This window comes from Bradyrhizobium sp. LHD-71, assembly GCF_031157255.1.
Taxonomy (GTDB): Bacteria; Pseudomonadota; Alphaproteobacteria; order Rhizobiales; family Xanthobacteraceae; genus P52-10.
Genome location: NZ_JAVIFX010000037.1, coordinates 45,876 through 65,576 on the forward strand (window position 1 = coordinate 45,876; position 19,701 = coordinate 65,576).

Here is a 19,701-nt window from a genome sequence, read left to right on the forward strand (position 1 = left end):
TGACAGCTGAAACTACTTCTTCGGCGGAGCCATCGCGCCGCCCTTGGCCGGCGGAGAAGCGTCCTTGGCGGCGGGCGCCTCGTTCTTCTGCTCGATCCGCTCGATCTTGGCGGTCTCGCGCAGCTTGCTGACGAGGTCGGCCTGCGCCTTGCGCGTCACATAAGTTTCAATCTGCGGCTTCACCTGGTCGAATTCCGGCGGCTTGCGCTTGCGCTTGTCCTCGACCTTGATGACGTGCCAGCCGAACTGGCTCTTGATGGGATCGGAAATCTTGCCCGGCTCGAGCTCGAAGGCGGCCTTCGAGAACTCCGGCACCATCTGCTCCTTGGTGAAGTAGCCGAGGTCGCCGCCGTCCGACGCGCCCGGATCCTTCGACTTCTTCTTGGCGATTTCGGCGAAGTCGCCGCCCTTCTTCAGCTCGTCGGCGACCTGTTTGGCCTCGTCTTCGCTCTCCACCAGGATATGCCGCGCGCGAACCTCGTCGTCGCCCCCCATCTGCTTGGCGGCCTCGTCGTAGACCTTGCGCATGGCAGCGTCGGTTGTGGCGGTCTTCGCCTCGTCCGTCAAAAGCTTGTCCATCAACAACCGGTCGCGTGCGAACGCGAGGCTCTTCTTGAAAGACTCGCTTTCGCCGAGCTTCTTGTCCTCGGCCGCCTTTGCAACGATCTTCAGGTCGATCACATAGGACAGGAGGTTTTCACGCTTGGTCGCAGGATCCATCTGCGCGAGCTGGCCGGAGCCCAGTTCCTCTTCCGCCATGTTGAGGTCGCTCTGACGGATTTCCACGCCATTGACCTTGGCAAGAACAGGATTAGCGTCTTGCGCGCTAACCTGAGCGGCGCTTGTGAAGACTACGGCTGCGCATCCAGTCACCGCCAGTGCGGCGAGTGCGATGCGAAAGGGCGCTATCGGGCGCCGAAGGGGTGCGGTCATGACGAATCTCGTAAGGATCTGAATGTTCAACGCGGGCGGACAGTCGCGCAATCGTGGCGCCTTAGCAATGCGTAAAGTCAGGCAGAATCATGAATTTCCTGAGAGGTTAAGCGCCGTTGACAAGGCTTTGGGCGGCTCATATCTCTGCCCGGCCGTATGGAACTGGCCGCGGCGCGATTTCGGCTGCCTTGGTTAATCCGCTAGAGGCTGATTGCGGCTAAAGTCGCCTCTCTTCAAGGACGAATTTTCAATGATCGGCGCGCTCGCCCGCAAGCTTTTCGGTTCCGCCAACGACCGGCGCATCAAGTCCTATCAGCCGCGGGTCAATGCCATCAACGCGCTCGAAAGCGAGCTCGAGAAACTCACCGACGAACAGCTGCGCGCGCGCACCGACGAATTCAAGCAGCAGCTGGAGCAGGGCAAGTCGCTGGACGATATCCTCGCTCCGGCCTTCGCCACGGTCCGCGAGGCCGCCAAGCGCACCCTCGGCCAGCGCCATTTCGACGTGCAGTTGATCGGCGGCATGGTGCTGCACGAAGGCGACATCGCCGAGATGAAGACCGGTGAGGGCAAGACCCTGGTCGCAACGCTCGCGGTGTACCTGAACGCGCTCGCCGGCAAGGGCGTGCATGTCGTGACCGTGAACGACTACCTCGCCCGCCGCGACGCCGAGTGGATGGGGCAGATCTACTCGTTCCTCGGGCTCACCACCGGCGTGATCGTGCACGGCCTCGACGACGCCGAGCGCAAGACGGCCTACACCTGCGACATTACCTACGGCACCAACAACGAATACGGCTTCGACTATCTGCGCGACAACATGAAGTACCGGCTGGAGGACATGGTCCAGCGGCCGCACTACTTCGCCATCGTCGACGAAGTGGACTCGATCCTGATCGACGAAGCGCGCACACCGCTGATCATCTCCGGCCCGCTCGACGATCGCTCCGAGTTCTACAACACCATCGACGGCTACATTCCGCAACTCACGAAGGGTGACTACGAGGTCGACGAGAAGCAGCGCACGGTGACGCTGACCGAAGCCGGCATGGAAAAGATGGAGCAGATGATCCGCGATGCGGACTTGCTCAAGGGCGACTCGCTGTACGACATCGAGAACGTCTCCACTGTCCACCACATCAATCAGGCGCTACGCGCCCACACGCTGTTCACCCGCGACAAGGACTACATCGTCCGCGACGGCGAGGTGATCATCATCGACGAGTTCACCGGCCGCATGATGCCGGGCCGCCGCTACTCGGAAGGCCTGCATCAGGCGCTCGAGGCGAAGGAGCATCAGCCGATCCAGCCCGAGAACCAGACGCTGGCCTCGATCACCTTCCAGAACTACTTTCGCATGTACGAGAAGCTCGCCGGCATGACCGGTACCGCGGCAACCGAGGCGGATGAGTTCTTCGACATCTACAAGCTCGAAGTGCGCGAAATTCCGACCAACGTTTCGGTCGCCCGCCTGGACGAAGATGACGAGGTCTATCGGACGGCGAACGAAAAATACGCGGCGATCCTCGCCGAGATCGAGCGCGCCAATGCGCGGCTGCAGCCGGTGCTGGTCGGTACCGCCTCGATCGAAAAGTCGGAGACGCTGGCCGAGTATCTGAAGAAGAACGGCTACAAGCAGATCGACTTCGGCAACCCGAAGGCGCTGGAGAAGCTCTATGCCGCCGCACGCACCGGCAAGCCGGCAAAGTTGTTCGCGGTGCTGAACGCGCGCTTCCATGAGCAGGAAGCTTACATCGTCGCCGAGGCCGGCGTGCCCGGCGCGATCACCATCGCCACCAACATGGCCGGCCGCGGCACTGACATCAAGCTCGGCGGCTCGCTGGAGATGCGGATCGCCCAGGAAACGGCGGGCATCGAGGACGAGGCGGAAAAGCAGAAGCGTATCGAGCAGATCAAGTCCGACGTCGAGCGCTTCCGCGAGATCGTGCTGAAGGCTGAAGAGACGGTCGAGATCGAACTGGCGAAAGGCGGCAAGTCCGCCAAGACCATCACCAAGCCGGGCGGACTGTACATCATCGGCTCCGAGCGCCACGAGTCACGGCGCATCGACAATCAGTTGCGTGGTCGTTCCGGCCGTCAGGGCGACCCCGGCCGCTCGAAGTTCTTCCTGTCGCTGGAAGACGACCTGATGCGCATCTTCGGCTCGGACCGGCTGGACACGATGCTGCAGCGTCTCGGCCTGAAGGACGGCGAGGCGATCATCCATCCGTGGATCAACAAGGCGCTGGAGAAGGCGCAGCAGAAGGTCGAGGCGCGCAACTTCGACATCCGCAAGAATCTCTTGAAATTCGACAACGTCCAGAACGATCAGCGCAAGGTGATCTTCGACCAGCGCATCGACCTGATGCGCGACGAGGACGTCGCCGAGACGGTGGCCGACATGCGCCACGCGCTGGTGGACGACCTGGTGTCCAAGCATGTGCCGGAAGGCGTCTACCCCGAGCAGTGGGACGTCGTCGGCCTCAAGGAGGAGCTCAACCGTGTGCTTGCGCTCGACCTGCCGGTCGACGAGTGGGCGAAGGAAGAAGGCATCGCCGACGAAGAGATCATGCAGCGCGTCGAGAAGCGCGTCGATGAGCACATGGCCGCGAAGGTCGCGCAATGGGGCCCGGACGTCATCCGCTACGTCGAGAAGACGCTGCTTCTGCAGACGCTCGACCATCTCTGGCGTGAGCATCTCGTGATGCTGGATCACCTTCGGCAGGTGATCGGGCTGCGCGGCTATGGCCAGCGCGATCCGCTCAACGAGTACAAGGCCGAAGCGTTCAACCTGTTCGAGACGATGGTCGCACACTTGCGCGAGGCGGTGACGGCACAGCTGATGCGGGTCGAGATCGTGCCGCCGGAGCAACAGCCCGAGCTGCCGGAGATGGAGGCGCACAAGTTCAATCCGAACACCGGCGAAGACGAGATGTCGCTCGCGCAGGTGGCGATGTCGCCGCCGACCGCGCCGGCCGACCGCGATCCGAACAACCCGGCGACCTGGGGCAAGGTGGGGCGCAACGAGAATTGCCCCTGTGGCTCGGGCAAGAAGTTCAAGCACTGCCACGGCCGGTTCGCTTAAACGGTAACCCTCGCGAGAGCGCCCCTTTTTGCGCGTCCCGGCCATGAGGCTGGCACGCCGCCATTCCATGGCGTCATCCTTCGAGACAGCGCTACGCTCTTCCGTTAAGGATGACGATCGCCAATCGAAGGGAAGGGATCGGCCATGCTCACCATTTACGGCGTTTATCGTTCGCGCGCGTCGCGCAATTACTGGCTTGCGAACGAACTCGGCATTCCGTTCAAGTGCGAGCCGGTGATCCAGGCCTATCGGCTGAGCGACCCTAACGCCGCAGATGCACCGTCGCATACGCGCTCGGCGGCGTTTCTGAAGATCAATCCGAATGGCCACATCCCGTCGATGGACGATGGCGGCCTGACGCTGCACGAATCGCTGGCGATCAATCTCTATCTTGCGAAGAAGCACGGTGGTCCGCTCGCACCGGCCGACCTGATGGAAGACGGGCTCATGACCATGTGGTCGCTATGGGCCGCGACCGAGGTCGAACCTCATTCCCTGCAGGTGCTGACGCATCGCGCGGGCAAGCCGGAACTGCGCGATGCGAAGCTTGCGCAAGCGGCGATCGACGCGTTGCGTGCTCCCTTTGCCGTGCTGGACAACGCGCTGGCCGCGTCCGGTTCTCTGGTGGGCGGGCGCTTCACCGTCGCCGATATCAATGTGGCGGAGGTCGTGCGCTATGCGATGACTGCACCGGAACTGTTCAGCGCTGCGCCGCGCGTCAAGGCCTGGCTCGAGAGCTGCCATGTGCGCCCGGCATTCAAGTCGATGATGGCGACGCGCGAGCAGGAGCCGGCGTAAAGACAATTCAGCCGGTCGTCGCGTCGCGCTGCACTCGGCCTGACCAAGTCCTTCGCCTCCAGGATCACCCGATGTCCGCCAATTCCTCCGCCATCCGCTGGGCCGTGCCGAACGTCGACGATGCGCCGCTGGAGAGCGTGCGATTCCATGGATTGAAGACCGGTCCGAAGCTGATCGTGGTCGGTGCAGTCCACGGCAACGAGACCTGCGGTCCGAACGCGATCGTGCGCGCCATCGACGATTGCCGGGCGGGACGGCTGGTGATCCGGCGCGGCGAGGTCACTTTCGTGCCGGTCGCCAATGCCAAGGCCTACCGGCAGAACACGCGCGAAGGGGACCGAAACCTCAACCGCGATCTGCGCGAAAGGCCGCTTCCCGTCGACAACGAGGACAGGATCGGCAACCCGCTGACCGCCCTGTTGCGCCAGCACGATGTTCTGCTCGACATCCATTCGTTCCGCGGCGAGGGCAAGCCCTTCGTCTTCTTCGGTCCGGAGGACAATGCGGGTGAGCTCGAAGCCTTTCGTCATGCCACGGCGGAAGCCGCCTTCGCCGCCTGTCTCGGCACCGACATCCTGATTCATGGCTGGCTCGACATCTATGTCGCGCTGATCGCGGCGCGCGAGCGGCTGGCCCTGCCGCCTCTCGCCGTCACCGAGGGTTTTGGGACTACCGAGTACATGCGTTTCGCCGGCGGCTATGGCGTCACGCTGGAATGCGGCCAGCACGATGATCCGGCTGCGGCCGATATTGGCCATGCTGCGATTCATAACGCGCTCGTCCATCTCGGCATAGCCGTTCGAAGAACGGCGTCGCTTCACTCGCCTATGGTCGACGCGGCTCTCCCAGCGCGGCGCCGGCCAGCCGTGATCCACATGAACGATCTCGTGATCTGCGAGACGCCAGGCGACAAGCTTGAGGGCCAGTGGAGGACCGGAGACAGCGTTACCGCCGGACAGCCCGTTGCCCGTCGCGTTGACGGAGAGCTCGTGAGCGCTCCGCGCGACGGCTACATCATCTTTCCGAATGCCAATGCAAAACTGGGCGAGGCGATCTGCTACCTCGGCGTAAGGAGCGCGCGCGGCGCCTGAAAGCGACGCAGTTCCCCTGTCCTAGGGAGGGCCTCGGTCGTCCGCGAGGATCTCGGTGTCGAGGCAGCTGCGAATTGAGCGTGATCAAACGAGCGGTGGGTTCAGCCGGGCGAATCCTGCCTGGCGCCGGTAGGGGAAGTACGGATACGGGGCCGTCACCACGCTCGCCGCATCGAGCTTGGCCATCTGCTCCGTCGTCAACGACCAGCCGACTGCGCCGAGATTCTGCCGGAGCTGTTCCTCGTTGCGGGCGCCTATGATGACGCTGGAGACGGTCGGGCGCTGCAGGAGCCAGTTGATCGCGATCTGCGGGACCGACTTGCCGGTCTCCTCGGCGATTTCGTCGAGCACGTCGACCACCTTGTAGAGGTGCTCGTCATCGACCGGCGGGCCGAACTCGGCCGTCTGGTGCAGGCGGCTGCCCTCCGGCAGCTTTTGGCCGCGGCGCAGCTTGCCGGTGAGGCGACCCCAGCCGAGCGGACTCCAGACCAGGGCGCCGATGCCCTGGTCGTGGCCGAGCGGCATCAGCTCATGCTCGTAATCGCGGCCGACCAGCGAGTAATAGACCTGATGCGCGACATAGCGCGGCAGCCCGTGCTTCTCGGCGACGGCGAGCGACTTCATCAGCTCCCAGCCGGCGAAATTGGAGACACCGACATAGCGCAGCTTGCCGGCGCTCACGAGGTCACTGAGGGTCGACAGCACTTCCTCGACCGGCGTGCCGGCATCGAAGGCGTGCAGTTGCAGCAGGTCGATATGGTCGGTGCCGAGCCGGCGCAGCGCATCCTCGACCGCCTTGATCAGCCGGAAGCGCGAGGAGCCGGCCTCGTTCGGCCCGTCGCCCATTGGCAGGCCGGTCTTGGTCGAGATCAGCACCTCGTTACGCCGGCCCTTGATCGCCTTGCCGAGCACCTCCTCGGAGGCGCCGTTCGAATAGACGTCCGCTGTGTCGAAGAGATTGAGCCCGGCCTCAAGACAGATGTCGATGAGGCGGCGGGCCTCGCTGGCGTCGGTATTGCCCCAGGCACCGAAGAGCGGGCCGGAGCCGCCGAAGGTGCCGGTGCCGAAGCTGAGTGCCGGCACCTTCAGGCCGGAATTGCCGAGACGACGATAGTCCACGGGTCTTGTCCTTTTAGGTGGTGAACGTCTGTAGGCGTTTGAAACGAATTAAGGACAAAGCGCTGGGCCGACCGTGGCCGTCTTGAGTGCTGCATCCTTGCGGTCGAGCCGTAGGCTCCAGAAGACGACGGCGAGCGCGCCGATCGGCATCAGCATCGCGACGAGCGGGATCGCTGTCAGGCCCGGCCCGTAATCGATGGTGGCGCCGCCGGCCCAGGCGCCGAGCGCATTGCCGAGGTTGAAGGCGGCGATATTGAGGCTCGAGGCCAGGCTCTGGCCGGCGCCGCTTGCCCGCTCCAGCACCCACATCTGCAGCGGCGGCACGGTGGCGAAGCCGGCGGTGCCGAGCAGGAAGACGAAGGCTGTCGCCGCGATGCCGTCATGGATGGCCAATGTCATCAGGCCGAGCACCACGGCGAGCACGACCATGCTGCCGATCACGGTCGGGACGAGGTACTTGTCGGCGAGCTTGCCGCCGAGCAGGTTGCCGACGATCAGCCCACCGCCGAAGATCAGCAGGATCGGCGAGACGCTGGCTTCGCCAAGTCCGGCCACCTTGGTCAGGATCGGCGCGATATAGGTGAAGACCGCGAAGACGCCGGCGAAGCCGAACACGGTCGTGAGTAGGCCGAGCAGAACTGGACGCTGCGCCATCGCTTTGAGATCGGCACGCCAGTCGCTCTCCTCCGGCGCGGCCTCGTCCTTGGGCACGAAGGCGGCGATGATCGCGAGTGCGACGATGCCGACGATCGTCACGGCCCAAAAGGTCGCGCGCCAGCCGAACTGCTGGCCGAGCCAGGTGCCGAATGGCACGCCCAGGATGTTGGCGATGGTCAGGCCCGTGAACATGATCGCGATGGCCGAAGCCTTGCGGTCGGCCGGGACCAGGCTGGTCGCGACGACCGAGCCGACACCGAAGAAGGTGCCGTGCGCGAAGGCGGTCAGGATGCGCGCTGCCATCAGCAGGCCGTAGCTCGGTGCAAGCGCACAGGCCGCGTTGCCGAGCGTGAAGATGACCATCAGCGCCAGCAGCACGGTCTTGCGCGGCCAGCGCGCGCTGAGCGCGGTTAGCACCGGCGCGCCGGCGACGACGCCCAGCGCATAGCCGGAGATCAGCAGACCGGCCGAGGCGATCGACACGTGGAACGTGTCGCTGACCTCCATCAGTAGGCCCATGATGACGAATTCGGTAACGCCGATGCCAAAGGCTCCGGCCGTCAGGGCATAAAGTGCCAGCGGCATGTCCGGTCTCGCTCCTGCTGATTTGCTTGCCGGGCGAGATATGGCCGCAACTGACAAGTTGAGATAGAATGCGTCTAGTAACATCATCTATGAGATGAATTCACAATGGCCCGAATCGAGGTCAACCGGTCCGGCGAGATGGAGGTGTTCGTCCGGGTGGTCGAGCAGGGCGGGTTTTCGTCCGCGGCGCGCGCCTGCCGGATGACGCCGTCGGCCGTCAGCAAGCTGATTGCGCGCCTCGAAGGCCGGCTCGGCGCGCGGCTCGTCAACCGTTCGACCCGCAGGTTGCAACTGACGCCGGAGGGCTCGGCGTTCTATGAGCGCGCGACGCGCGTTCTCGCCGACCTGGACGAAGCCGAACGTGGCGCGGCCGAAGGCGAGCGCCCGAGCGGACTGATCCGCTTCAACACCAGCGCCTCCTACGGCACCCACCTGCTCGCACCGGTGATCGGGGAATTTCTGGCGCGCTACCCCGAGGTGACGCTGGACGTCGTGCAGACGGATCTCGTCATCGACCTTCTGGCCGAGCGGACCGATGTCGCGGTTCGCGCCGGACCGTTGAAGAGTTCGAGCCTGATCGCCCGCAAGCTCGGCGATACCGGGTTGATGATCGTCGGCGCACCGTCCTACCTGCAACGGTACGGCGAGCCGAAGACCATCGCCGATCTCGATCGGCACAATCGCCTCGGCTTTGGCTATGCGCGCGCGCTTCAGGGCTGGCCACTCAAGCCGCGCAACGGCAGCCAGGTGATCGTGCCGACCGTGGGCCGGGTGCAGGCAAGCGACGGCGAAGGGTTGCGCCATCTGGCAATCGGCGGCGCCGGGCTTGCCCGCCTTGCGACCTTCACGGTGCGTGGCGACATCGCGTCGGGGCGCCTGGTACCAGTGCTGGAGCGTTTCAATCCCGGCGATCGCGAAAGCTTTCACGCGATCTATCTCGGGCAGGGTGGTCTGTTGCCCTCGCGCGTTCGGGCGCTGCTCGACTTCCTCGCCGAGCGCGCGCGAATTCCCGGCTAGAGCGCTCGTGCGCATGCCGCGACGCAGCTCTCGCGAGTGGCTATGCCAGCAGTGAGGCTGTCGCGCCTAGCGCAAAGACCAGCGGTTGTCGAAATTGTTCGACGGCACGATCGCCTGGGCGCCGGCGATGGTCGTGTCGCGCTCCTTCGGCTCAGGTGCAGATGCAGGCTTTGCTACAGTCTTGGTCTCAACAGTCCTGCTCTCAGACGTCTTTGGCTCGTGCTTCGTAGCCGCAGGCGGCCTCCCCGCGGCCACAACAGGCTTCGGCTTCGATTGCGGCTGAGCGGCCTGCCTGATCGGCGCAGTGCCGGCGGCCGAGTCCGATCCGCCGATGCCGATCTTGCGCGCGAGGCTCGAGAAGAAACCTTCCGAACCTGCCGACGCGACGCGCGTCGGTTCTGCCTGCTGCTTTGCCGGCTCCGCGCGTGCCGGTGCGGGGCTGGAGTTCGAGGTGGAGAGGAAGTCGCCGCCGGTATTTGACGACGTGGCGGCAAAGGCTGTTGGCCCGTCGAACGACGCCGGCGGGTTCACGGTCGTCGGCACCGGCGGCACGGCGGAGCTGACAACGACCGAAGAGCTCTTCGTGTCCGAAAGGCCTGTATTGCCGTTCGGTGTCTTTGCGGCGAACAGCGCATGCATGCCGCCATCGACGCCCTTGCGCGCGACGATGCTCGGCGTGCCGCGGTTGATCAGCTCGGCGATCGCATAGTCGTCCTTGCGCTGCTTCTCGGCGACTGCCTGCGCGATGTCGTCCTGCACCTGATAGGTCGGGCATTTGCCGATGGGATTGAAGCTCGGCGGCCGGCTCGCGTTCGGTTCCTTGTCAGCGTTGAACACGTAGCGTTGTTCGCACACGTCGACCTTCGGCTCGAGGTGTGTCACCTCGAAGTGATCGTTGCCCTGCTTCAGCATCTTCCAGAACGGCATGTTCGGATTGTTGCGATGCTTGGCCATGTTCTGCGCCGTCATCCGGAACGGATAGGCTTGCACCTGGAACGAGCGCTGTCCTCCGAAGAAGGATTCGCGGCCGAGTGCGTAGATGTCGGAAATCTGCTCGTCGGTCATCGCGTAGCAGCCGCGCGAGGAGCAGTCGCCGTGCACCATCAGATGGGCGCCGGTGCGGCCGAGCGAGCGGTCATAGGCGTTCGGGTAGCCCATGTTGAATGACAGATAGAACTGCGACTCCGGGTTCATCTGCGCAGGCGTGATGTTGTAGAAGCCCTCGGGCGCTTGCCGGTCGCCTTCCTTGATCTTGGGACCGAGCTCGCCGGACCAGCGGCAGATCGGATAGGTTTGCAGCAGTGCGAAGCGGCCCGTCTTGTCCTGCTTCCAGACCTCGAGCTCGGCTTCCTGCTTGAACAGGCGGACCAGGATCGGCGACTGCGGATCCATCTCCTTCGCCGCAATTTCGTTGATGAGCTTTTGCGGGATCGGCTTGTTCGCCTTCGCGTTGGTGACGAAGGCGGCCTGTTCGGCGTTGCAGCCGGCCAGCACGACGCATGCTGTTATAGCAGCCGACGCTATAAGCCCCCGAACCAGACGGTCAGAATTCAAGCTCAAGCTCCCCGCCTCGCGACAACCCCAACCGGACACCCCAGAACCATCCGGATTTTGCGCAACCTGCCTTGAAGCCGTTGAACAATCGTTATCCTTAAGCGGGTGCGCTCGCAAGCCGATTCGCGAGCCCGGCGAGGTCACGTCGCCGCGATAGTGAATGTGACGTAAATGATTGAGGGGTTTGGCGAACTCGCTTCGTAGGCGCCCCAAAAAAGCCATGAACTGGCCCGCCGGCCGACTCGCCAAGGTGTTCGTCGGAAGAGTGCTGGAAAGGTCGCGCCGCCGGGCCGAAAACGGCGAAGCGCGAATCAGCCGAGCTTGCGGCCGATCTCGAGGAACTTTTGCCGGCGCTGGGTGCGGATGGCGTCGCGATCGAGATTGCGCAGATCGTCGAGCGCGTGGGCGATGGCATCGCCCGTTGCGGCGATGACAGCGGCCGGATCGCGGTGGGCGCCTCCCACGGGTTCCTTGACGATCTCGTCGATCACGCCGAAGCGCAACAGGTCCTGGGCGGTGATCTTCATGTTGATCGCCGCTTCCTGCGCCTTGGCGGCGTCGCGCCAGAGGATCGACGCCGCGCCTTCCGGCGATATCACGCTGTAGATGGCGTGCTCCAGCATCAGCACCCGGCTCGCCGTGGTGATGGCGATGGCACCGCCGGACATGCCTTCGCCGGTAATGACGGCGACGTTCGGCACGCCGAGTTGAAGGCAGACGTCGGTCGAGCGGGCAATCGCTTCGGCCTGTCCACGCTCTTCGGCGCCGATGCCGGGATAGGCCCCTGCCGTATCGACCAGTGACAGCACCGGAATGTTGAACCGGTCGGCCATCTCCATCAGCCGCGCCGCCTTGCGATAGCCTTCCGGCCGCGCCATGCCGAAATTGTGCTTCAGCCGGTTCTCCGTGGTCGCGCCCTTCTCCTGGCCGATCACGCAGATGCTTTCGCCGCGGAAGCGTCCGAAGCCGCCAACCATCGCTTCGTCTTCACCGAACTTGCGGTCGCCCGCAAGCGGTGTGAACTCGGTAATCAGCGCGCCGACGAAATCGAGCAGGTGCGGCCGTTGCGGATGTCGCGCGACGAGCGTCTTCTGCCACGGCGTCAGGTTGGCGTAGAGACCGACCAGCGCCTGCGATGCGCGCTCCTCGACTCGCGTGATCTCATCGCCGATGTCGCTGCCGCTCGCCGCCAGCGTGCGCAGTTCATCGAGCTTGGCGTCGAGTTCGGCGACGGGCTTTTCGAAATCGAGGTAGCTTCGCATTGTGATCCGGTATGACGCGATCCGGTGAAGACTTGAGCGACGGCGCGCGCCGCGCGGGTCCTGTCTGGCCTTGGCGGCGTTTCAAGTCAACCTGCGCCGCGGGTCAAGCAAGGTCTTGAATTAAGAAAGGATTTGTGAATTCACCATATTCCCGTGCAAAACCGCGCCGGCGAGTGGCCCCGCAGCCTTGCCGGCCACTCACGCTTCTGCAAGCGGATGCAGATCGCGCACGAGGCTCTTCAGCCGCTCCTCGACGATGTGCGTATAGATCTGCGTGGTCGAGATGTCGGTATGACCCAGAAGCGTCTGCACGATGCGCAGGTCCGCGCCATTGTGGAGCAGATGGCTGGCAAAGGCATGCCGCAGCACATGCGGACTGACGAGCCGTGGCGCGATGCCGACAGAGCCGGCCAGATCCTTCAGCTCGCGCGCGAAATGCTGACGCGTCAGGTGACCGCTTTCGCCGAACGACGGAAACAGCCATTTCGTCGGCTTCAAGGCCTTGGCGTCGCCGCGCGCCGCTTCCATCGCCGTGAGATAGTCAGCCATCGCACGCCTGGCGCTGTCGTTGAGTGGGACGAAGCGTTCCTTGTTGCCCTTGCCGCGCACGACGATCATGCGCGCGTCGCGTCGTGCCGCCGACACCGGCAGCGTGACGAGCTCGCTGACGCGCAGGCCTGTGGCGTAGAGCACCTCGAGCAGGCACGACAGACGCAACGCGCGCAGACGTTGCGTCGCGCTCATGTCCGCCCGTTCGGCTATGCTCTTCGCCTGCGCCAGCAGCCTGTCGACATCGGCGATCGACAGCACCTTCGGCAGGGTGCGGCCGCGCTTCGGCCCCGAGAGGATCGCGGCGGGATCGTCAGCGCGCACGCCCTCACCGAGCAGGAAGCGGAACAGGTGACGCAAGGCGGAGAGCTTTCGCGCCACGCTCGACGCCTTGAAGCCGCGCCCGTCGAGATCGGCGAGATAGTCGCGCACGTCGTCGGTGGTTGCGCGCGCGAAAGCAGTGCCTTTGCGTGTGAGGAATGCCGAGAGGTCATCGAGATCGCGCCGGTAGGCGGCGAGCGTGTTCTCGCCGGCGCCCTGTTCGGCCGCCAGCATGTCGAGAAACAGGGCGGCGAGTTGCTGGTCGGTGGAGGTTCTGCGGCCCGCCATCGTTTGCTCCGCGGCGCCCTAGCGCTTCTGGAATTTGTCGGGAGGCACGGTCACCGTGATCTCGCGCGGCACCGGATCGAAGAGCGTTGCGAGCGCAAAGATCCCACCATAAATCAACCCGCAGATTACCGCGACGACGGTCAGAAAGCGGAGCAGGGTTGGCATCTGCGACCTCGGAGCAGGCGGCTCGAATTAACCAATGGAATCGACCTGGCTCAAGAACAAGAATAAGCCGTAAGCATCACGTTCGCCACGCGCTGGCAAGGCTGGACGGCAGGAAAGATGCTTGGCAAGACCCGCTGGCAATCGCCGTGCGGCCGGTAGTATAGGTGGCCCGGCCGGCCGGGGACGATCCGGTCGACTATGCAGAGAAGGTTTATCAAAGGGTGTCTGGTACGTTGGCGCACGAATCTGCCGTCGCAGCGCAGGACGCGGCTGTCACTGCCGCGCTCGGCGCGCGCGCGATCGTGCTGGTCGGCATGATGGGGGCGGGCAAGTCGACCGTCGGCCGGCGACTGGCTGCGAGGCTGGGGCTGAGTTTCGTCGACGCGGACATCGAGATCGAGGCTGCGGCCGGCATGTCGATTCCGGAAATCTTTGCTGCGCACGACGAACAGTATTTTCGTGATGGCGAAGCGCGAGTGATTGCGCGGCTTCTGGACGGAGCGCCGTGCGTGCTTGCGACCGGCGGCGGCGCCTGGCTGCGCGGCGAGACGCGCGAGCGCATTCGCGCCAAGGGGATCTCGATCTGGCTCAAAGCCGACGCCGATGTGCTGCTCCGTCGTGTCAAGCGGCGCAGCGACCGGCCGCTGCTGCAGACGGCCGATCCCGCTGCGACCATCGAGAAGCTGATCCAGGAGCGCTACCCGCTTTACGCCGAGGCGGACCTGATCCTGCTGTCGCGCGAGGTGCCGCACGACCGCATCGTCGACGAGTGCATCACCGCGCTCGCCGGATACCTGTCGGATCGGGCTGAGCCCGCAAAGAGTGCGTCATGATTTCCTTGTCACGCAATTCCACGGCGCCGGCGTCCGCATCCGGCGATGCCGAAACCATCGTCAATGTCGGCCTGGACGATCGCGCCTATGACATCGTCATCGGCCGTGGCGTGCTGCGCTCGCTCGGCGAACGGATCGTCGCGGTGCGCCCAGGCGTGCGCACCGCGATCGTCACCGATCGCAGCGTCGCCGCGCACTGGCTCGAACCTGTGGAGGCGACGCTCGCGGATGCCGGCGTGCCGTCGTCGCGCATCGTCGTCGGCGAAGGTGAAGCGACCAAGAGCTATCAGGTGCTCGAACAGGTCAGCGAGGCGCTGATCGCCGCGAAGATCGAGCGCAACGATCTCGTCATCGCGCTCGGTGGCGGCGTGATCGGCGATCTCGCAGGCTTTGCCGCGTCGATCGTTCGTCGCGGCGTCGATTTCGTGCAGGTGCCGACGACGCTGCTGGCGCAGGTGGATTCGTCGGTCGGCGGTAAGACCGGAATCAATTCACCGCACGGCAAGAACCTGCTCGGCGCATTCCACCAGCCGGTGCTGGTGGTCGCGGACACCGAAGTGCTCGATACGCTGCCGGAACGCCAGTTCCGTGCGGGCTATGCGGAGGTCGCGAAATATGGCGTGCTGGGCGACGCGGCGTTCTTCGCCTGGCTCGAGGCCAATCGTGACGAGATTTTTTCAGGCGGGCCTGCGCGTGAGCGTGCGATCGCCGAAAGCTGCCGCGCCAAGGCCGCGATCGTCGCTCGCGACGAGCGCGAGACCGGTGACCGCGCGCTGCTCAATCTCGGCCACACCTTCGGCCACGCGCTCGAGGCCGCCACCGGATTTTCCGACCGCCTGTTCCACGGCGAGGGGGTGTCGATCGGCATGGTGCTTGCGGCGGAGCTGTCCGCCGAGCTCGGCATGCTCGATGCCGGCGACGCGGCGCGCGTGACCAGGCATTTGTCCGAAGCCGGACTGCCGACGCGGCTGCAGGAGGTCGCCGGTTTCGCACAGGAAGGCCTTGCCGACGCAGACGCGTTGATGGCGCTGATGGCGCAGGACAAGAAGGTCAAGCGCGGACGGCTGACGTTCATTCTCCTCAAGGCGCTTGGCGAGGCGGTCATCGTCAATGACGTCGAGCCGCAGACGGTGCGAAACTTCCTGGCGCGGAAGCTTGGCTGACTGCGGACGAACCCGTCGTGTGCATGGTTCCAGCCGCCGCGTGCGAAAAAGCGTGCATCTGCCGGTTCGTCACCTCGTCGGAAACCGGAACGAAGCGCCGCGGGCTCCGTTGAAGTTCATCCATGAATAGCGAGGAGACGGCCTCGTGTTCCAGGTCTTGCAGATCGTCACCATCCTTCTGGTCGCCGGCGCGATGACGCCGGCACTGGCGCACGCGCTCGAGTATCCCGGAAAGCTGCGACTCGAGCGGGACGCCTATGTCGCTACACAACAGATCTATTATCCGGGGTTCACCGTCGGCGGCGGCGCAGCCGAAGCATTGGCGATCGTTGCGACGCTGCTGCTAGTGATCGTCACGCCGACCGGAACGGTCGGCTTCTGGCTGACGCTCGCCGCATTCGTCGCGATGCTTTGCATGCATGCCGTCTATTGGCTGATGACGCATCCGGTGAACGATTTCTGGCTGAAGGACGTCGAGTTGAAGGGCGCCGGCCGCGGCTTCTTCGCTTTCGATCCGCTCGGTCGGGGACGCGGCGATATGGCGCCCGACTGGGTCGCGCTGCGCGACCAGTGGGAAGTTTCGCACATGGTCCGTGCGGCGCTGTCCGTGCTCGCGCTGGCGCTGCTGGTGGTTGCGGCCGTTTTGGAACGCTGACGCGAAGGCTGTCAGCGCGTCTGTTCGCCGGGCGCGTCCGCGTGGATCGCCAGCGCATGCACGCCACCGGCGAGATTGGCGGCGAGCGCCTCATTGATCATCCGATGGCGGGCCAGCCGGCTCTTGCCTGCGAAGGCTTTCGATACAATATAAACTCGAAAGTGGGTCTGGCCGCCGGGCCGGTGACCGGCGTGGCCGTGATGTTGGTCGGACTCGTCGATCACCTCGACGCTGTCGGGCGCAAAAGTATCCTGCAACTTCTTTGTGATGTCGTCTTTCACCAGCATGTGCGGGGCTTAACGCCGCATGCTGCCCTTCGTCAACTTGCCAATGCGTTAACGTGCGATGATCGGAATCTCGTTCATGATCGCTCTATGAAGAAACGGCGAATGCCGCTAAATATTAAATCCGGCGCGCTTTGCCGGTTTGAGTAATGTCAAGACTTGAAGCAGAGGCGCCGCAAGCGTCATATCGGTCCATGAGTTTCGATTCAAAGCTGTTCGACAAGATTCGCATCGCGCCGCGCGGGCCCAAGCAGGCCCCGGTGCGTGCAGAAACGACTCAGTGCGAGTGGCAGGGTTGCAAGCATCCGGGCACGCACAGGGCGCCGAAGGGACGTTCGCGCGAACGGGAGTACTGGCGCTTCTGCATTGAACATGTGCGCGCGTACAACCAATCCTACAACTACTTCTCCGGCATGAGCGACGACGCGGTTGCGCGATACCAGAAGGATGCGCTGACCGGTCATCGTCCGACCTGGAAGATGGGCGCCAACTCGGGCACCAAGGGCCGGGTCGGAGCTGAAGAGGCATTCGGCGAGACGGTCGATCCGTTCAGTGTCTTCAGCGAGCTGAATGGTCGCGGGGGTTGGCGCCCCGGCCCGGAATCGAACGCGGCCACGGACGCGCGCAAGGTGATGAACGCCGAGCGCAAGGCGTTGCAGGTACTCGGGTTGGAGGACACGGCGACCACCGTCGAGATCAAGGTGCGCTTCAAGTCGCTGGTGAAGCAGCATCATCCCGATGCCAATGGCGGCGACCGCTCGACCGAGGATCGCCTGATTGAGATCATCAAGGCCTACAACTACCTGAAGTCGATCGCGCGGGGATGACGCGAAGCGTCACTTTGGCATCATCCCCACATACACCGAACTCGGCCGGATCAGCCGTCCGGTGCGCTGCTGCTCGCGGGCGTGCGCCGTCCAGCCTGCGACTCGCGCCGTGGCGAAGATCGGCGTGAAGGCCTGGCGCGGGATCTTGAGGGCATCGAGCAGGATCGCCGTGAAGAATTCCACGTTGGTGTCCAGCGGCCGGTCGGGATTCTTCCGCTTCAATGCCTCGCGCGCATAGGCTTCAACCTCGCCGGCGAACGGCAGGCCGTCGATGCCGAGCGACAGCCGCTCGATTGCGCGCTTCAGCACGTCGGCGCGCGGATCGCGTACACGATAGACGCGATGCCCGAATCCCATCAGCCGTTCCTTTCGCGCGAGCGCGGCATCGATCCACGGCTTGATCCTGTCGCGACTGCCGATCGCATCGAGCATTTCCAGCACCGGCTCCGGCGCGCCACCATGCAGCGGGCCGGTGAGTGCGCAGTAGGCGCCGGTGACCACGCAGAAAAGATCGGCCTGGGTTGACGCGATCACGCGCGCGGTGAAGGTCGAGGCGTTCATGCCGTGGTCGCACACGGTAACGAAATACGCATCGAGCGCGGCCGCATGCTCCGGCGACGGTGCGCGTCCGTGCAGCATCGCCAAGGTATCGGCGGCATGACCGAGCCGCGGATTTGGCGCGACAGCCTGGGTTCCACTTGCCTGCCGCACGAGCGCGCCGACGATGACGGGAATCGCCCCGACGATCGCCGCTTCATGGCTCATGCCGTGCTCGGCGCGAAGTGCGGCAATTGCCGCACGCACGCCGTCGACAATCGAGAGCCCTTGCGTGGCGTACGTCAGCACCGGCAGACGCTGAAAGGTGCGCTCGCGCGCATCGCCGAGCGCGGCGCGAACCTCGGCCTCTCCGATCGGCTGCCCCGTAGCCGCAGTCCAAAGCCTCGCCGTCACCCCCTCGAAGCTGGACGTCGCGGCGAGATGTCCGACGCGTTCGCCGGCGATGATCAGCTCGCCGCGAGCACCGTCCACATGGCTGAGCGCGGTGTCGACCGCCGGGATGCCGTCGAGTCCGCTTGGAGTGGAAGTGGGGCGCATTGTCATGGAAAGCTCTCCTTCGTTGGCAGAACCTCCTCAAGCATCGTGAGAATAGACATATCGATCAATCTTGATTACATCAATCAATATGAAAAAATCTGCAGGGCTCTATCTCTCTGCGCGGGAGGCCGCCGCCGAGCTCGCGATCTCGCCGGCCACCCTTTACGCCTATGTCAGCCGCGGCCTGATCCGCTCTGAACCGTCGAGCGACTCGCGGGCGCACCGCTATCGCGCTGACGATGTCCGGGCGCTGAAGGACCGCCGCGCGCCCTCGGCCGAGCCGCGGGCCTTCCGCAACTTCGATGCCGATCTGCCGGTGCTCGACACCGCGGTGTCGACCATGACCGACGACGGACCGGTTTATCGCGGTGTCGACTGTGTTGCGCTTTCGGAAAGCGCGACCCTGGAACATGCCGCCACGTTGCTGTGGGGCGCGGTGTCGATCGATCCGTTCGCGCCCGACAATCTGCCGGTGATGTCGGAGGCGATGATGGCCGTCGCCCATGCGGCGCGCGATGCCGCGCCGATCGAGCGGACGATCGGTGTGCTCGCGCTTGCAGCCGACGCCGATCCGCGTGCGTTCACACGTGCCGCCGAAGGTCGTGCGCTGGTCGGCGGCCGCATCATGCGCCTTGTCATCGCTGTGATGCTCGGGCGTAAGCCCGCCGCGCTGCCGCTGCATTTGCAGCTTGCCGATGCGTGGGCGCCGGATCGGAAGGACGCGGCCGACTTGCTGCGCCGGGCGCTGGTGCTGCTCGCCGATCACGAGCTCAACGCCTCGACCTTCACGGTGCGCTGTGCCGCCTCGACGGGACTGAATCTGTACGACGCGATGATCGCAGGCCTCGTTGCCTTGAAGGGACCGCGCCATGGCGGCGCGGGCATGCTGGCGTCTCAGCTCGTGCGGACGCTGGAGCAGGGCGATGTCGCCGCCATCGTGCGTGAGCGCGTCGCGCTCGGCGAGCGGTTCCCGGGCTTTGGTCACGGCGTCTACCACAAGGGCGATCCCCGCGCGTCGGCGCTGCTCGAACAGCTCGCGCGTGTCGGCGCCGACAGGCGCTTCATCGCGGAAATCCCCGAAGCGATCGCCGAGGCTGCCGGCGTCGTGGCCAACATCGATTATGCGCTCGCGGTGCTGATGCGTACGCTTGGGCTGCCGCCGGGACAGGAACTCGCGCTGTTCGCGATGGCGCGCACCGCAGGCTGGATCGCACATGCGAGTGAGCAGTTACGCAACGGCAACCTCATCCGGCCCCGCGCGCGCTACACCGGGCCGATGCCGCGGGCGGCAAAGGCGTAGCCGGCTAGTGTCCCGAATCCGAAGTTCGCCGTACTTTGCAGCGAGCTCAGAGCGAACTTCGGATTCGATCAGGACACTAGCAAGTTTATGATTCTAGTGTCGTTTATGGATCAGAAATTC

Annotated in this window: 18 protein-coding genes; 9 read left to right on the forward strand and 9 right to left on the reverse strand. The window is 64.6% G+C overall.

The genetic code is table 11. From position 1 onward, the window contains the following. Positions 1–12: 12 nt before the first annotated feature. Positions 13–933 (reverse strand): peptidylprolyl isomerase, encoded by a 921-nt coding sequence (locus RCO31_RS30475; protein WP_308972091.1) that lies wholly within the window; start codon positions 931–933, stop codon positions 13–15. Positions 934–1,183: 250 nt separating this feature from the next. Here RCO31_RS30475 and secA point away from each other — a divergent pair, with 250 nt between their 5' ends. The 3 genes from secA to RCO31_RS30490 all read left to right on the forward strand — a co-directional run bounded on the left by secA (position 1,184) and on the right by RCO31_RS30490 (position 5,907). Then, positions 1,184–4,018: a preprotein translocase subunit SecA gene (secA, locus tag RCO31_RS30480; protein WP_308972092.1), complete on the forward strand. Its 2,835-nt coding sequence runs from the start codon at positions 1,184–1,186 to the stop codon at positions 4,016–4,018. Between the two features lie 144 nt (positions 4,019–4,162). Beyond that, positions 4,163–4,816: a glutathione S-transferase family protein gene (locus RCO31_RS30485; RefSeq protein WP_308972093.1), complete on the forward strand. Its 654-nt coding sequence runs from the start codon at positions 4,163–4,165 to the stop codon at positions 4,814–4,816. A gap of 71 nt (positions 4,817–4,887) precedes the next feature. After that, positions 4,888–5,907: a succinylglutamate desuccinylase/aspartoacylase family protein gene (locus RCO31_RS30490; RefSeq protein WP_308972094.1), complete on the forward strand. Its 1,020-nt coding sequence runs from the start codon at positions 4,888–4,890 to the stop codon at positions 5,905–5,907. 84 nt (positions 5,908–5,991) lie between these two features. On the opposite strand, the gene RCO31_RS30495 is transcribed toward RCO31_RS30490, so the two are convergent. Further along, entirely contained in the window at positions 5,992–7,026 is a 1,035-nt protein-coding gene (locus tag RCO31_RS30495; protein ID WP_308972095.1) for an aldo/keto reductase, read from the reverse strand. Between the two features lie 48 nt (positions 7,027–7,074). Then, positions 7,075–8,268 carry an MFS transporter gene (locus RCO31_RS30500; RefSeq protein WP_308972096.1) on the reverse strand — a complete coding sequence of 398 codons (1,194 nt, stop codon included), beginning with the start codon at positions 8,266–8,268 and terminating at the stop codon, positions 7,075–7,077. Positions 8,269–8,373: 105 nt separating this feature from the next. On the opposite strand from RCO31_RS30500, the gene RCO31_RS30505 reads away from it, so the two are divergent. Then, the gene (locus RCO31_RS30505; RefSeq protein ID WP_308972097.1) at positions 8,374–9,285 is read left to right on the forward strand and encodes a LysR family transcriptional regulator; all 912 of its coding nucleotides are present in this window, start codon (positions 8,374–8,376) and stop codon (positions 9,283–9,285) included. A gap of 66 nt (positions 9,286–9,351) precedes the next feature. On the opposite strand, the gene RCO31_RS30510 is transcribed toward RCO31_RS30505, so the two are convergent. The 4 genes from RCO31_RS30510 to RCO31_RS30525 form a co-directional block, all read right to left on the reverse strand. Beyond that, entirely contained in the window at positions 9,352–10,779 is a 1,428-nt protein-coding gene (locus RCO31_RS30510; RefSeq protein WP_308972098.1) for a hypothetical protein, read from the reverse strand. A gap of 371 nt (positions 10,780–11,150) precedes the next feature. Next, positions 11,151–12,101: an acetyl-CoA carboxylase carboxyltransferase subunit alpha gene (locus RCO31_RS30515; RefSeq protein ID WP_308972099.1), complete on the reverse strand. Its 951-nt coding sequence runs from the start codon at positions 12,099–12,101 to the stop codon at positions 11,151–11,153. A gap of 198 nt (positions 12,102–12,299) precedes the next feature. Further along, entirely contained in the window at positions 12,300–13,259 is a 960-nt protein-coding gene (gene xerD / locus RCO31_RS30520) for a site-specific tyrosine recombinase XerD (protein ID WP_308972100.1), read from the reverse strand. An 18-nt stretch (positions 13,260–13,277) separates the two neighbouring features. Then, the gene (locus RCO31_RS30525) at positions 13,278–13,424 is read right to left on the reverse strand and encodes a histidine kinase (protein WP_308972101.1); all 147 of its coding nucleotides are present in this window, start codon (positions 13,422–13,424) and stop codon (positions 13,278–13,280) included. 221 nt (positions 13,425–13,645) lie between these two features. Here RCO31_RS30525 and RCO31_RS30530 point away from each other — a divergent pair, with 221 nt between their 5' ends. The 3 genes from RCO31_RS30530 (at position 13,646) to RCO31_RS30540 (ending at position 16,075) form a co-directional block, all read left to right on the forward strand. Further along, on the forward strand, positions 13,646–14,257 hold the full coding sequence (locus tag RCO31_RS30530) for a shikimate kinase (protein WP_308972113.1): 612 nt from the start codon (positions 13,646–13,648) through the stop codon (positions 14,255–14,257). Beyond that, a complete protein-coding gene (gene aroB, locus RCO31_RS30535) occupies positions 14,254–15,420 on the forward strand; it encodes a 3-dehydroquinate synthase (RefSeq protein ID WP_308972102.1) in 1,167 nt (388 codons plus the stop codon). The genes RCO31_RS30530 and aroB overlap by 4 nt, the downstream gene beginning before the upstream one ends. 145 nt (positions 15,421–15,565) lie before the next feature. Continuing rightward, the gene (locus tag RCO31_RS30540) at positions 15,566–16,075 is read left to right on the forward strand and encodes an anthrone oxygenase family protein (RefSeq protein WP_308972103.1); all 510 of its coding nucleotides are present in this window, start codon (positions 15,566–15,568) and stop codon (positions 16,073–16,075) included. 11 nt (positions 16,076–16,086) lie between these two features. Here RCO31_RS30540 and RCO31_RS30545 read toward each other — a convergent pair whose 3' ends face one another. Beyond that, positions 16,087–16,362 (reverse strand): BolA family protein, encoded by a 276-nt coding sequence (locus RCO31_RS30545; protein ID WP_308972104.1) that lies wholly within the window; start codon positions 16,360–16,362, stop codon positions 16,087–16,089. A 191-nt stretch (positions 16,363–16,553) separates the two neighbouring features. Here RCO31_RS30545 and RCO31_RS30550 point away from each other — a divergent pair, with 191 nt between their 5' ends. Next, positions 16,554–17,186: a DnaJ domain-containing protein gene (locus tag RCO31_RS30550; RefSeq protein ID WP_308972105.1), complete on the forward strand. Its 633-nt coding sequence runs from the start codon at positions 16,554–16,556 to the stop codon at positions 17,184–17,186. 9 nt (positions 17,187–17,195) lie between these two features. On the opposite strand, the gene RCO31_RS30555 is transcribed toward RCO31_RS30550, so the two are convergent. Beyond that, a complete protein-coding gene (locus RCO31_RS30555; protein ID WP_308972106.1) occupies positions 17,196–18,287 on the reverse strand; it encodes a citrate synthase/methylcitrate synthase in 1,092 nt (363 codons plus the stop codon). Positions 18,288–18,369: 82 nt separating this feature from the next. Here RCO31_RS30555 and RCO31_RS30560 point away from each other — a divergent pair, with 82 nt between their 5' ends. Next, on the forward strand, positions 18,370–19,581 hold the full coding sequence (locus tag RCO31_RS30560) for a citrate synthase family protein (RefSeq protein ID WP_308972107.1): 1,212 nt from the start codon (positions 18,370–18,372) through the stop codon (positions 19,579–19,581). Positions 19,582–19,701: the final 120 nt, after the last annotated feature.